The sequence below is a fragment of the Pseudomonas sp. JR33AA genome (genome assembly GCF_021378985.1).
In the GTDB taxonomy this organism is placed as follows: Bacteria; Pseudomonadota; Gammaproteobacteria; order Pseudomonadales; family Pseudomonadaceae; genus Aquipseudomonas; species Aquipseudomonas alloputida.
The window spans coordinates 37,297-51,564 of sequence record NZ_JAJSAW010000011.1 but is presented as its reverse complement, the minus strand read 5'-3'; the positions used below and the strand labels follow the sequence as shown (position 1 = coordinate 51,564).

Sequence of the window (14,268 nt, the reverse complement as noted above, 5' to 3'; positions counted from 1 at the left end):
CGGTGAAAAAAGGGCTGGCCGCAATCATTCACTCATTGCGTCGGGTTGGCATGCGCCACGCGCCCGCCTGCCCCAGGCCGATTGACGAACAGCACATCCAGCACACTGTTGCGCAAGCCCTTCAGTGCATTCCAGTTCGCTGACGCATGCATGTACCTGTCGCGCAACAGCCGCTGTTCTTCCTCGCTCAACCCCACCTGGCCCGTTTCCCCTAAGGCGAAGGCATGCAGTTTTCGGCTGATGCCCGACAACTCATCCGGCAGCCGGTGCTCAGCCTGCGCCCCCAACGGTGCAAACGGCACACCAGCGCGCACCGCCAACGCCCGCATAACGCTCAAGTACACCCGGGACAAGTGCCCCGCCACTTGACGCTCCCGGTACACCGCCGCATAGACCTGCTTTTGCGCTTCGTCCCGACGCCCACCGGCAATCGGCTCCTCCCAGGTCATCACGCGCGGCCTGGGTTCGCCCATATCGGTAAACGTCGAAGCCAGCAAGGCGCTCACCTTGGCATGCACGCGGCACTGCTCGACACGCATGCCAGCGGGCACACGCTGGGACTGCGGCTTGCACAGTAGCACCTGCTCCAGGAGGGTCTCGGGGTAACCACCCCCAATATTCGAGTGCACGCCCGGCACCACGATGTCGTGGTCACTGCGCACCAGCGGGAAGTTGTGCCGCCGTTCGTCCTCGGCCACCAGTTGCACCACGTGCCGGGCAATCCCCGCACCCAGGCCCAGGCGCAGGCCACCGTGGCGGGCGTCTGCAGGGTCGAAATCACCCTGTAATGGCGCGATGATCGCCGCCACGGTGTCGAACAGGCCGATAAAGTTGATCGAGGTTTTGCACGCCACCGACAACAGCCCGCCCGCATCATCGTGCAGCAGGTTGGCCAGATGCCGCACCGCCGCCGCACCGCGGCTGAAACCGAAAAGATCGAACTCGACCGCCTCCAGCTTTGCCTGTGGATGCGCCCGGTGCCACGCCTGCAGTTGCTCGGCCATCGCCTGCAACGCCTCGGCAACCCGCGCCTCGGCCCCCGTGCGCCCATGCCCGGTGGCCGAGGCGTAGACATGGTCGGCTTCACCCGCCAGCGTGCCCACGCCTTCCACATAGTGCTTCAAGAACGCCTGCGGCCCGTCGGCATTGGCCGCATCACCCGGGTACAACGCATGCAACAGGGCCACATTGCTCAAGGCGTTGCCGTAGCTACCGCCCCTGTCGCCCTGCTCACCCATCGTCGTGGCATTGTGCAGGTTGTTACCGGTGCCATCGAAGAACACGCCAAAACGCAAGGTGATCGGCGTAAGGTTTGGCGTGCTGGCGCTGCTCATTTTCATCATCGTGCCTCCTGCTTGTCCAGAAAGCACAAGCAGGCGCCAGCACGCCGTCACGGAACATCAGGCAATGGCCAGCCATACGTGGGACATTTCTTTGCCCGCATGCCCGGCTGCAAAGATAAATTTACCGGCCGCCATTGGTCGCCGCCCCCCCGGATAGATTAAAGTATCCCCCCTTGCCAAGGCTGCTGCCTCACGCCGCCTCAGGCCCCCTACCAGGAACCGTCGCCGATGGAACACCGTGAAGCGCTGATCGCGCTGCGCACTTTTCTTTCTACCCAGATCCTAGGCCAGGAAAAACTGGTCGAACGGCTATTGATCGTGCTGCTGGCTGACGGCCACATGCTGGTCGAAGGGGCACCGGGTCTGGCCAAGACCAAAGCCATCAAAGAACTCGCAGAAGGCATCGAAGCGCAGTTCCATCGCATCCAGTTCACCCCCGACCTGCTCCCGGCCGACATCACCGGCACGGAGATTTACCGCCCGGAAACCGGCAGTTTCGTGTTCCAGCAGGGGCCTATCTTCCATAACCTGGTACTGGCCGACGAAATCAACCGCGCGCCGGCCAAGGTGCAGTCGGCGCTGCTCGAAGCCATGGCCGAGCGCCAGGTCAGCGTGGGCCGCAGCACCTACGACCTGTCACCGCTGTTTCTGGTCATGGCCACGCAAAACCCGATCGAGCAAGAGGGCACCTACCCGCTGCCCGAAGCCCAGCTCGACCGCTTCCTGATGCATGTAAAAATCGGCTTCCCTGACGCCGCCGTAGAGCGGCGTATCCTGGCGCAGGCCCGAGGTGAAGCCCTGGGCGGCGAGACCAAGCCTGAGCGCCGGGTCAGCCAGCAGGCCATCTTCGCCGCGCGCAAGGAAATCCTTGGCCTGTACATGGCCGACGCAGTGGAGGAATACCTGGTGCAGTTGGTCATGGCCACCCGCACCCCGGCCAAGTTCGACACCGAGCTGGCCGACTGGATCGCCTACGGCGCCAGCCCGCGTGGCTCCATCTCGCTGGACCGCTGCGCGCGCGCCCACGCCTGGCTGGCCGGGCGCGATTTCGTCAGCCCCGAAGACATCCAGGCAGTGCTGTTCGATGTCCTGCGCCACCGCATCATCCTCTCGTTCGAGGCCGAGGCGGCAGGGGTCGACCAGGACCGCGTGGTCCAGCGCATCCTCGACGTCGTCGCCGTTGCCTGACCCCATGCCCACTGCGCAGCTGGCCGAACATGGCATCCGCATTGGCCTTGCCGAGCTGATCGACATGCGCCACCGCGTGCGCGAAATCCAGCTGTTTTCCAAGCCCGGCCAGCGCAGCCCACTGGTGGGCCTGCACCATTCCAGGCTACGCGGGCGCGGCGTGGACTTCGACCAGGTGCGCGTTTACCAGGCCGGCGATGATGTGCGCAACATCGACTGGCGTGTCACTGCGCGTACCCAGGAGCCGCACACCAAGCTGTTCCACGAAGAACGCGAGCGGCCGATCTTCATCCTCGTCGAACAAAGCCAACGGCTTTTCTTCGGCTCAGGGCTGATGTTCAAGTCCGTGCTGGCGGCCCAGGCTGCGGCGCTGTTCGGCTGGGCAGCGCTGGGCCACAACGACCGCATCGGCGGCCTGGTGTTCGGCGACAATGAACACCACGAAATCAAGCCCCGACGCAGCAAACAGAGCCTGCTGCAACTGCTCAACCGCTTGGCAAAGGTCAACCAGTCACTGCACACCGAAGCCATACCCGGGGCTGACAGCCTCGGCCTGGCCCTGCGCCGCGCCCGCGAAGTGCTGCGCCCCGGCAGCCTGGCCATCGTGATCTGCGATGAGCGCTCGCTCAGCGCCCAGGTAGAACAGCACCTGGCCATGCTCTCACGGCATTGCGACCTGCTGTTGCTGCCGGTATCCGACCCACTCGACCACGCGTTGCCCGCCGCCGGCCTGCTGCGCTTCGCCCAGCGCAGCGCCCAGCTGGAGCTCGATACCCTCGACGCCAACCTGCGCCAGGCCTACCGCCAGCAGGCCGAAGCCCGCATCGAGCGTTGGGAACTGATGGCGCAAAAGCTGAGGGTGGTCCTGATGCCACTGAGCACGCAAAGCGAAATGATCGAGCAACTGCGCGAGTACCTGAACGCCCAGCGGCCACGGAGAGCGTCATGAACCCGCTCGACCAGCTGCACCCACTGATCGCCCCGGCACCGGTCAGCCTGTGGCCACCCGCACCGGGCTGGTGGCTGCTGCTGGCCGTCCTGCCGCTGCTGGGCTGGGGCCTGTGGCGGCTGCGCCGCTGGCGCCCGGGCAAACGCCGCATCGTGCGCGCCGAACAACCCCTGGACCCGGTGCGCCTTGAGGCATTGGCCGAGCTGGCGCGCCTGCCACGCCCGTATGACGGTGCCCCGGCCGGCGCCTGGCTGCAACAGATCAACGCCCTGCTCAAACGCCTGTGCCGCAACCACTACCCAGGCGCCAACAGCCACACCCTCAACGGCCGTCAGTGGCTGGCCTTTCTCGACAACCGCTGCCCGGCCGCCGGCCTGACCCGCTGGATGGTACTGGTAGAAGGTGCCTATAAACCCGAGTGCAAGCTCGATGACAAGGCCATCGCCGGGCTCAGCCAAGCCGTCGAAACCTGGGTCCGCAAGCATGTTTGAACTGGCCTGGCCGTGGGTCTTCGCCCTGTTGCCGCTGCCATGGCTGGCGCGCCTGCTGCTGCCCGCGGCCGACAGCGGTGAACCGGTGCTCAAGGTGGGCTTCCTCAACGAGCTGGAAGGCCTGGCCGGGCGCCGCGCACGGCTCAACCTGCCCACCTGGCGCCAGCAGGCACCGTTCGTGGTCATCTGGCTGCTGCTGCTGTGCGCCGCCGCTCGCCCGCAATGGCTGGGCGAACCGGTGCCAATCGCCTCCAGCGGCCGCGACTTGCTGGTGGCGGTGGACGTGTCCGGGTCGATGGACTTCCCCGACATGCAGTGGAAGAACGAAGACATCAGCCGACTCGACCTGGTCAAGGCGCTGATGGGCGATTTCCTGCAAGACCGTGAAGGCGACCGCGTGGGCCTGATCCTGTTCGGCAGCCAGGCCTACCTTCAGGCGCCGCTCACCTTTGACCGGCGCACCGTGCGCACTTTCCTCATCGAGGCGCAGATCGGCATCGCGGGCAAGAACACCGCCATCGGCGACGCCATTGGCCTGGCGGTCAAACGCCTGCGCGAACGCCCGGCACAAAGCCGGGTGCTGGTGCTGATCACGGACGGTGCCAACAACGGCGGGCAGATTCACCCGCTGACAGCCGCCCGCCTGGCCGCCCAGGAAGGCGTGCGCATCTACACCATCGGTATCGGTGCCAACCCCGAAGCCAGTGGCACCCCTGGCCTGCTCGGCCTCAACCCGAGCCTGGACCTGGACGAAGCCGCGCTCAAGGAAATTGCCGACATCACCCACGGCGCCTACTTCCGCGCCCATGACGGCGCCGAACTGGATGCTATCGGCGACACCCTCGACCAACTGGAGCCAGTGGCCCAGCAACCGACCCAGGCGCGCACAGCCCAGGCCCTTTACGCCTGGCCCCTGGCGCTGGCGCTACTGCTCAGCGTGCTGCTGGTGGTGGCCGTGCAGTGGCCCGACAACCTGTTGCAGCGCCTGCTGCGCAAGCCACGCTTCCTGCAGCCGCACCCGGAATGGCGCCAGCGCTTGAAGCGCCTGCGTTTAAGGAGGCGGCGATGATCGACTTGTGGCCCCAATGGCTACGCCCGCTCTGGCTGCTGGCGGTTCCCGTGCTCGGCTGGCTGCTGTACAAGCTATGGCACCGGCGCAAGCGTGCCGGGCGCTGGCAGATGATTCTGCCGCCCGCCTTCCAGGGTGTACTGCTGGGTGGCGGCAGCGGCAGCAGCAGCAAACTGCCGTGGGTGGCGCTGGGCCTTGCCTGGTTACTGGTGATCCTGGCGCTGCTCGGGCCCAGCTGGCAGCGGCTGGAAGAAAGCCGTCAGCGCCCGGCCGACCCCCTGGTGATCCTGCTCGAACTGACCCCGCAGATGCTCGCCGAGGACAGCCCGCCCAACCGCCTGGAACAGGCCCGGCGCAAGATCCTCGACCTGCTTGAACACCGCCGCGACAGCCAGACGGCGCTGGTGGTGTATGCCGGCTCTGCGCACACCCTGGTGCCGCTGTCCGACGACCTGGCCACCACCCGCAATTTGCTCGAGGCCATCGACCCGTCGATCATGCCAAAACCCGGCCAGCGTGCCGACCTGGCCGTGCAAAAAGGCCTGGCGCTCCTGGCCCAGAGCGGCCTTGGCCAAGGCCGCCTGCTGCTGGTAGGCTCGGCGCTCAGCGCCGCCGAGCGCCAGGGCATCACCCAGGCCCTCGGCCGCCAGGGCCCAAGCCTGCTGATGCTGGGCATCGGCAGCCGTGAAGGCGCCCCGGTGCGCCAGGCCAATGGCGAATACCTTAAGGACGACCAGGGCGGCATCCTCTTGCCTCGCCTGGACAGCGCCAGCCTGAAGGGTTTTATCAGCGGCACGGGCGGGCGCTACCGGCACGCCCGCATCGACGACCTCGACCTGCGTGGCCTGGGCCTGTTCGACAACCCGCGGAGCGGGCGCAATGACGGTCAGACCCTGCAACTGGACAGCTGGGCCGACCAAGGTTACTGGCTGCTGCTTCCGTTGTTGCTGCTGGCCGCCTGCGCCGGCCGGCGCGGCTGGCTGTTCTGCCTGCCACTGCTGCTGGCCTTGCCGCAGCCTAGCCAGGCTTTCGAGTTCAACGACCTGTGGCTGCGCCCCGACCAGCAAGGCCAGAAGCTGCTGGAGCAAAACCGCCCGGCCAGCGCAGCGCGTCACTTCCAGAACCCGCAATGGCGCGGTATGGCCTTGTACCAGGCCGGCGACTATGCCGGTGCCGCCGAGGCATTTTCCCAGGGCGACACCGCAGCAGCCCACTACAATCGAGGCAACGCCCTGGCCCATAGTGGCGAGCTGGAAGCCGCCCTGGATGCCTACGAGCAAGCCCTGGAGCGCCAGCCCGACCTGCAGGCCGCGCTGGACAACCAGGCACTGGTGCAACAAATGCTGCAGCAACGTGAAGCCAAGGCCGAGGAACAACCGCCCGGCAGCGATGCCCAGGACACCCCCGGCAGCGAAACCGAAGGCAACAGCAGCTCGGCCAGCAGCCCGGCCCAAGGCACACCCGGCAACGGCCAACAGGCCAACCCCGAACAATCCGGCGAAAGCAGCAACAGCCAGGCCGCATCCGGCAACCAGGCCGGGGGCGACGACAGCGTCATCCAGCCGCCACAGCGCCCGGTGTCGACCAGCCTTGACAGCGAACAGCGCCAAGCCTTGGAACAATGGCTGCGGGAAATCCCTGATAACCCGGCAGAGCTGCTGCGACGCAAATTCTGGTATGAACAGCAATTGCATCAGGAAAAATCACAATGAGCCGCTTCGGCGTCTTTCTCCTCACCCTGCTGTGGGCCGTGCTGGCCCAGGCCGAACCACTGCTGCAGGCCAGCGTCGACCGCACCCGCCTGGAAGCGGGCGAAAGCCTGGAACTCACCCTGGAAAGCCAGGACGTCACCCAGTTCGGCAAGCCTGACCTGCGCGCCCTGGAAGGTGACTTCGAAGTGCGCGGCACGCGCCAGCTGAACAGCCTGCATACCCTGGACGGCGAAACCCGCGCCAGCACCCGCTGGATCATCACCCTGCTGCCACGGCGCAGCGGTAGCCTGCGCATCCCCGAGCTGCAACTGGGCCAGTCGCACAGTCAGGCCATCGAACTGCAAGTGCTGCAGGCCGATGCCAGCCGCCAGGACAACGCCCAGGTATTCATCGAAGCCACCCTCGACAGCCATGACGTCTATGTCCAGGCCCAAGCCGTGCTGACCCTGCGTATCTACCACTCGGTGGCGCTGTACGACGACAGCAGCCTCAGCCCCCTGCAACTGGAGAACACCAAGGTCGAGCCGCTGGGCGAGTCGCGCACGTATGAAAAGGAAATCAACGGCGTGCGTCATGGCGTGATCGAAACCCGCTATGCGCTGTATGCCCAGCAAAGTGGCACCCTCGACATCCCGCCACTGACGTTCACCGCCACGGCAGCCGCCAGCAGCGACGAAGCAGCGCAGGCCAATGGCACGGCCCGCGCCGGCCACCAGGTGCAAGTCAGCTCGCTGCCCTTGCGCCTCACCGTACGGCCGATACCGGCAGCCTGGCCGGCTGGCTTGCCGTGGTTGCCAGCCAGCAGCCTGACCCTGGAGGAGCACTGGAGCCCCGACCCCGGTAGCCAGCAGGTACAGATCGGCGACTCGCTGACGCGCAACATCACCTTGCGTGCCGAAGGCTTGTCCAGCACCCAACTGCCGCCGCTGCCGGCCACCGAAATCATCGGCCTGCGCCGCTACCCTGACCAGCCGCTGCTGCGCAACGAAATCAGCGAACGGGGCATGACCGCCAACCGCGAAGAGCGCGAGGCCCTGGTGCCGACCCACAGCGGCACGCTGGCCTTGCCGGCGCTGGAAGTGGCCTGGTGGAACACCCGCGAAGACCACCTGGAGCACAGCAGCCTGCCGGCGCGCATGCTGAACGTGCAGGACAACCCGGCACTGAGCGCCGACACCCCGGTGGGCGACAACAGCAGCGCCAGCACCCTGTTGTGGCCCTGGCAGCTGTCCACCCTGGTGTTCGCCCTGACTACCGTGCTGGGCTTTGCCCTGTGGTGGCGCGCCCGTTCGCGGCCAGCGGTGCTGCGCACAGCGCAGAACGGGCCAAGCCCACGCACCTTGCTGGACGACCTCAAGCGCGCGTGCCAGGCAAACGACCCCCAGGCTACGCGCCAGGCGCTGGATGCCTGGGCCCGGCAGCAACCGGAAACCCTGGCCGAGATGGCGGCGCGCTTCGTGCCGTTGTCGGATGCGCTGGATGGGTTGAACGGGGCGTTGTACAGCGAGAGCGGGCAGTACTGGCAGGGGGAGGATTTGTGGCGGGCGATCGGCACCATTCCGCCGGCTGAGCAGGTGCTGCTGCCGGCGGGTGAAAATGGCAGTTTGCCGCCGCTCTATCCCAAGTAGGCCAGCAGGTGTTCGCCATAAGGGTTTCAGCGCCTGTGAAATCGAGCGCCGCCCGCGCGGCGCATCGCGAGCAAGCTCGCTCCTACGTTTGTTTCGGGCCAGTATCGCCTGTGCCTGCGCGCGCGACCGCCTTGTTTGTCCCACACGATATCGAGGTGAGCGCCAAGGGGACGTGCGCGTCTGCCCCAAGGAATAATTGGCCCGAAACAAATGTAGGAGCGAGCTTGCTCGCGATGCGCCGCGCGGGCGGCGCTCGATCTCACAGGCACTGAAATTCTTGTGACGAACACCTGCCCCCCAATCCCTCGCCCTGCACCCCGGCCCCCGCTTGGGTTACCATACTGCCCTTTCCCCGCTTGCCCGACTCGACACCAACAGGTCACCCATGCGTCTGTTTCATACCTCCGACTGGCACCTGGGCCAAAGCCTGCACGGCCAGGAACGCGACTTCGAACACGCCTGCTTTCTCGACTGGTTGCTCGGCCAACTGCGCTTGCGCCAACCCGATGCGCTGCTGATTGCCGGTGATGTCTTCGACACGGTCAACCCGCCGGTCAAAGCCCAGGAACGCCTCTACGACTTCATCGTCCAGGCCCACGAGCAGCAGCCCAAGCTGGACATCGTGATGATCGCCGGCAACCACGACTCGGGCTCGCGCATCGAGCTGCCCGCCGCGCTGATGCGCCGCCTGCGCACCCATGCCCTGGGCCGTGTGCACTGGCTGGACGAGGGCCAGCTGGATGCCGAGCGCCTGCTGATCCCTTTGACCAATGGTCGGGGCAAGGTCGCTGCCTGGTGCCTGGCCCTGCCCTTCCTGCGGCCCGCCGAAGTGACCGGCCCGCAGTTGGGTGACGATTACCTGCAAGGCATCACCCAGGTGCACCAGCAACTGATCGCCGCCGCACTGAAGAAACGCAAGAAAGACCAGGCGCTGATTGCCATAAGCCACGCGCACATGGCCGGTGGTGCGGTGTCGGAAGACTCCGAACGCAGCCTGATCATCGGCAACGCCGAGGCGCTGCCGGCCAAGCTGTTCGACAAGGCTATCAGCTACGTCGCCCTCGGCCACCTGCACAAGCCGCAGAAGGTCAACCGCGAAGAACGCATCCGCTACAGTGGCTCGCCAATCCCGCTGTCGTTCGCCGAAATCAACTACCCGCACCAGGTCCTGGAAGTGGAGTTGGACGGCAACGGCCTGGTCAGCGTAGAGCCACGCCCCGTACCACGCGCCGTGGCCCTGCAACGGGTGGGCCCGGCACCGCTGGGCGAGCTGTTGCAGCAACTGGCCGACCTGCCGGTGATCGACCTGCTCGAAGACCCCAACCGCCAGCCCTGGCTGGAGGTGCGGGTGATTCTGGATGAGCCGCAACCCGACCTGCGCCAACAGGTCGAAACTGCGCTTGAAGGCAAGGCCGTAAGGCTGATCCGGATCAGCGCCGAATACGCTGGCCGCAACAGCGTCGAAGACGATGACCTGGCCTTTGTCGAACTGGCCCAGATGACCCCGCAAGACCTGTTCAGCCGCGCATGGGAGCAAGCCTACGGCAACCCCGCCGACGAGCAGGCGCTGGCCGACTTCGCCCTGCTGTTGCAGGACGTGCAGCAGGAAGAGGAACAGCCATGAAGATTCTCGCCATCCGCCTGAAGAACCTGGCATCGCTGGCCGGCCCGATCGACATCGATTTCACCGCAGAACCGTTGGCCAGCGCTGGCCTGTTCGCCATCACCGGGCCTACCGGTGCTGGCAAGAGCACCCTGCTGGACGCCCTGTGCCTGGCGCTGTTCGGCACCGTGCCGCGCCTCAATGACATTGGCCGTGAGGCCAAGGTGCCGGATGCCGACGGCGAAATCCCCACCTCCGACCCGCGCAACCTGCTTCGCCGTGGCACCGGCAGCGGTTTTGCCGAGGTCGATTTCGTCGGCATCGACGGCCGCCGCTACCGCGCCCGCTGGGAAGCCAACCGCGCCCGCGACAAGGCCAACGGCAAACTGCAGCACAGCCGCCAGAGCTTCTACGACCTCGACAGCGAGCAAGTGCTCGGCAGTGGCAAGAACGAATACAAGCAACTGGTAGAAGCCCGCCTGGGCCTGAACTTCGAACAGTTCACCCGTGCGGTGATGCTGGCCCAGAGCGAATTCGGCGCGTTCCTCAAGGCCGACGACAAAGACCGCAGCGAGTTGCTGGAAAAGCTCACCAACACCGCAATCTACACCCGCCTGGGCCAGCGTGCCTTCAGCAAGGCGCGCGAAGCCGGCGAGGCGCACAACGCTCTGAAAGAACGCGCCAGCCATCTGCTGCCGATGGCGGCCGAGGCCCGTACCGAGCTGGACCTGCGCCTGGAGCAGGCGCAGCAGCAGTTCAAGGCTGACCAGGCCGGCGAGCGCCAGCTGGAGCAGCAACGCAACTGGCTGAATGAGCAACGCCAGCTACAGGCCCAACACACCGAAGCCAGCACCGCGCTGCAGGCCGCCGAACGGGACTGGCAGCAGCTGGCCGAACCGCGCCTGGACCTGGCCCGCCTGGAGCGCCTGGCCCCACAGCGTCACCAGTTCCACCGCCGACAGGCACTGAGCGCACAGCTGGCGCCAGTGGCCGCGAAAATTGCCGAACAGCAACAGCAGCAAACCGAACTGCAGCTGCGCACCCGCGAACTCGAACAGGCGCTGGACAATGCGCGCCAAGCGCTTGCCGACCGCCAGGCCCAGCACAGCGAGAACGCGCCGCGCCTGCGCCAGGCCTTTGCCGCCCAGGATAGTCTGGCACGCCTTGACCAGGAGCTGGCTACCCAGCGCAGCATCAGCCAGCAGGCGCAACAGCAGATCGCTGACGGCCAGCAGCAGCTGCAGCAGCTGGAAGACAACCAGCAGCGCAGCCTGCAGCAACTGGCACAGATCGACACCGCGCTTGCCGACAGCCAGCACCTGGCGGGCCTGGCCAATGCCTGGCACGCCTACCTGCCGCAATTGAAGCAGGTGATGCTGATCGGTGGCCGACTGGCCAAGGGCCGAGAAGAGCTGCCCGGCTTGCAGGCCCAGGCCAGCCAGGCCAATGCGCACTTGCAGGCCGAGCGCGACGCCTACGACCTGTTGTTCCGTGAAGCCAAGGCCGAACCCCAGGCCCTGGCCGAACAGATCGACCTGCTCGGCGGCATGTTGCAGGACAACCGCAAACAGCAGCGCGCCATCGAAGAAATGTCACGCCTGCACGGCCGTGAACAGGAGCTGCGCCAGCAGCTGGAGGCCCTGCGCGAACGGCAGCAGCAGGCCATGCTGCAACGCCAGCAACTGATTACCGAAGGCACCGCCGCCAAGGCCGAGCTGGAGGCCGCCGAGCAGGCGTTGATCCTCACCCGTCAACTGCTGGAACGGCAACGCCTGGCACGCAACACCAGCGTCGAAGAGCTGCGTGACCAACTGCGTGACGGCGAACCCTGCCCGGTCTGTGGCAGCGCCGAACACCCCTTCCATCAGCCAGAAGCGCTGCTGCAGAGCCTGGGGCGCCATGACCAGGCCGAAGAGCACGCCGCGCAGAAGCAGGTCGAAACGCTTAACAGCAAGCTGGTGGAACTGCGTACCCAGCTGGGTGTGGTCAATGCCCAGCTCAAGGACTTCCAGCAGCAACAGCAACAACTGAGCGAACAGTTGCAACCGATGGTGGCTCAGGTACAGGCACACAGCCTATGGCCCGCCCTCGCCCCGCAGGACGACAAGGCCCGTAGCACCTGGCTCGCCGGCCAGCTGCGTCGCCTGGATGAAGAGATCAGCCAGGATGAGAAGCGCCAGAGCGCCCTGCTGGCCCTGCAAAAAGACGCCGCCCGCCTGAACCAGCAATTGCAGGCGGCGCACGACGCCCAGCAACAGGCCCAGCGCCATCTGGAGCAACAGCACCAGGCATTGGCCAACGATGAGCAGCAGTTGCAGCAAAGCCTTGACGACCTGGCCGGCGTCTTGCCCAAGGAAGCCCTCAAGGCCCTGAACGAAGACCCGGCCAATGCCTTCCTCGCCCTCGACCAGCAGATTGCCCAGCGCCTGCAGCAACTGGAACAGCGCAAGGACGAACTGGAAGAACAGCAAGCCCGCCAAACCCAGCTGGACAAGCTGCGCGACCAACAGCAGGCGCGCGTGCAAGGCCAGCAACAGTTGCAACAGAAACTGGCCGCCCTCGACGAGCAACGCCAGCAGGCCCAGGCCTCACTTGGCGAACTGCTCGGCGAACATGCCAGTGCCGAAGCCTGGCAACAGCACATGGACACCGCGTTGGAACACGCCCGCGCCCTTGACGCCGACACCGCCCAGCGCCTGCAGGCGCTGCTCACCCAGGGCATACAACTGGCCAGCGAACTCAAGGCCAATGCTCAGCAGCAACAGGCGCTGGACAGCGAGTGTCAGCAACTGCAAGGCCAGATCGCACAATGGCGCAGCCAGCATCCGGAACTGGACGACGCCGGGCTGGAGCGCCTGCTGGCCATGGATGACGCCCAGGTGAATGAACTGCGTCAACGCGTCCAAGGCGCCGAGAAGGCCATCGAACAAGGCCGCGTGCTGCTGCAGGAACGTGAGCAGCGCCTGCAACAACACGCCGCACAAATGACTGTGGACACCTCGGCCGAAGCCCTGGAACACGCCCTGACCGAGCTGCGCGCACGGCTGGTCAACCACGAGCAGCAGTGCGCCGAACTACGCGCACAGCAGGCCGACGACCAGCGCCGGCAGCAGGCCCACCAGGCGCTGGCAGCAGAAATCGAACAGGCCTACCAGCAGTGGCAACGCTGGGCCCGTCTCAATGCCCTGATCGGTTCGGCCTCCGGTGATGTGTTCCGCAAGATCGCCCAGGGCTACAACCTTGACCTACTCCTGCACCACGCCAACGCCCAACTCCGTCAGCTGGCCCGTCGCTACCGCCTGAAGCGCGGCGGCAGCGCCCTTGGCCTGCTGGTGCTGGACACCGAGATGGGCGACGAACTGCGTTCGGTGCACTCGTTGTCGGGCGGGGAAACCTTCCTGGTGTCGCTGGCCCTGGCCCTGGGCCTGGCGTCGATGGCGTCCAGCACCTTGCGTATCGAGTCGCTGTTCATCGACGAAGGCTTCGGCAGCCTCGACCCCGAGTCGCTGCAGCTGGCAATGGACGCCCTCGATGGCTTGCAAGCCCAGGGCCGCAAAGTGGCGGTGATTTCCCACGTACAGGAAATGCACGAGCGCATCCCGGTCCAGATCCAGGTGCGGCGCCAGGGTAATGGCCTCAGTGACGTGGAGGTGTGCAGTTGATCCTCTACTCGTTCCGCCGCTGCCCGTGGGCCATGCGTGCGCGCCTGGCCCTGCGCTATGCCGGCTGCGAGGTGGTGATCCGCGAGGTGGCGATGAAGAACAAGCCGGCAGAACTGCTGGCCTTGTCGCCCAAGGGCACGGTACCGGTGCTGGACACCGGTGCCGAGGTACTGGAAGAGAGCCTGGACATCATGCGCTGGGCGCTGACGCAAAACGACCCGCAGGACTGGCGGCTACAGGCCAACCCTGCGGCTGCGCAGCAGGCTGAAACGCTGATTGCGCGCAATGACACCACGTTCAAGGCGCACGTGAACCTGTACAAGTATGCCGAACGTTACCCTGAGCATTCCCGCGAACATTACCGCCAGCAGGCCGAAACCTGGCTGACGGAGCTCGAAGGCCTGCTGGCGGGCCGGGCCTACCTGCTGGCCGACCACCCGAGCATCGCCGATGCCGCGTTGCTGCCACTGATGCGCCAGTTTGCCGGGGTGGAACCGCAGTGGTTTGCCGAGGCGGCTTATCCGCGTGTACGGAGCTGGCTGGAGGGGTGGCTGGCGTCGGAGCTGTTCAAAGCGATCATGGCTCGCTGAACAAACGGTTGGCTGCAAATGGGGTTCCCGTTG

At 66.0% G+C, this 14,268-nt stretch carries 10 protein-coding genes; 9 read left to right on the top strand and 1 reads right to left on the bottom strand.

Going from position 1 to position 14,268, the window contains the following annotated elements; all coding sequences use genetic code 11:
* Positions 1 to 32: 32 nt before the first annotated feature.
* On the bottom strand, positions 33 to 1,343 hold the full coding sequence (locus LVS58_RS17890) for a phospholipase effector Tle1 domain-containing protein (RefSeq protein WP_233692148.1): 1,311 nt from the start codon (positions 1,341 to 1,343) through the stop codon (positions 33 to 35).
* Between the two features lie 228 nt (positions 1,344 to 1,571).
* On the opposite strand from LVS58_RS17890, the gene LVS58_RS17885 reads away from it, so the two are divergent.
* The 9 genes from LVS58_RS17885 (at position 1,572) to LVS58_RS17845 (ending at position 14,235) form a co-directional block, all read left to right on the top strand.
* On the top strand, positions 1,572 to 2,531 hold the full coding sequence (locus LVS58_RS17885; protein WP_233692147.1) for an AAA family ATPase: 960 nt from the start codon (positions 1,572 to 1,574) through the stop codon (positions 2,529 to 2,531).
* A 4-nt stretch (positions 2,532 to 2,535) separates the two neighbouring features.
* Positions 2,536 to 3,480 (top strand): DUF58 domain-containing protein, encoded by a 945-nt coding sequence (locus tag LVS58_RS17880; RefSeq protein WP_233692146.1) that lies wholly within the window; start codon positions 2,536 to 2,538, stop codon positions 3,478 to 3,480.
* A complete protein-coding gene (locus tag LVS58_RS17875; RefSeq protein WP_233692145.1) occupies positions 3,477 to 3,971 on the top strand; it encodes a DUF4381 domain-containing protein in 495 nt (164 codons plus the stop codon). Before LVS58_RS17880 ends, LVS58_RS17875 begins: the two co-directional genes overlap by 4 nt.
* Positions 3,964 to 5,040: a vWA domain-containing protein gene (locus tag LVS58_RS17870; protein ID WP_233692144.1), complete on the top strand. Its 1,077-nt coding sequence runs from the start codon at positions 3,964 to 3,966 to the stop codon at positions 5,038 to 5,040. The genes LVS58_RS17875 and LVS58_RS17870 overlap by 8 nt, the downstream gene beginning before the upstream one ends.
* On the top strand, positions 5,037 to 6,752 hold the full coding sequence (locus tag LVS58_RS17865) for a vWA domain-containing protein (RefSeq protein ID WP_233692143.1): 1,716 nt from the start codon (positions 5,037 to 5,039) through the stop codon (positions 6,750 to 6,752). Before LVS58_RS17870 ends, LVS58_RS17865 begins: the two co-directional genes overlap by 4 nt.
* Positions 6,749 to 8,380: a BatD family protein gene (locus LVS58_RS17860; protein ID WP_233692142.1), complete on the top strand. Its 1,632-nt coding sequence runs from the start codon at positions 6,749 to 6,751 to the stop codon at positions 8,378 to 8,380. The genes LVS58_RS17865 and LVS58_RS17860 overlap by 4 nt, the downstream gene beginning before the upstream one ends.
* Before the next feature lie 385 nt (positions 8,381 to 8,765).
* Positions 8,766 to 10,004, top strand: coding sequence for an exonuclease SbcCD subunit D C-terminal domain-containing protein (locus LVS58_RS17855; RefSeq protein WP_233692141.1), 1,239 nt, complete (start codon positions 8,766 to 8,768; stop codon positions 10,002 to 10,004).
* Entirely contained in the window at positions 10,001 to 13,645 is a 3,645-nt protein-coding gene (locus LVS58_RS17850) for an AAA family ATPase (RefSeq protein WP_233692140.1), read from the top strand. The genes LVS58_RS17855 and LVS58_RS17850 overlap by 4 nt, the downstream gene beginning before the upstream one ends.
* Entirely contained in the window at positions 13,642 to 14,235 is a 594-nt protein-coding gene (locus tag LVS58_RS17845; protein WP_233692217.1) for a glutathione S-transferase, read from the top strand. Before LVS58_RS17850 ends, LVS58_RS17845 begins: the two co-directional genes overlap by 4 nt.
* Positions 14,236 to 14,268: the final 33 nt, after the last annotated feature.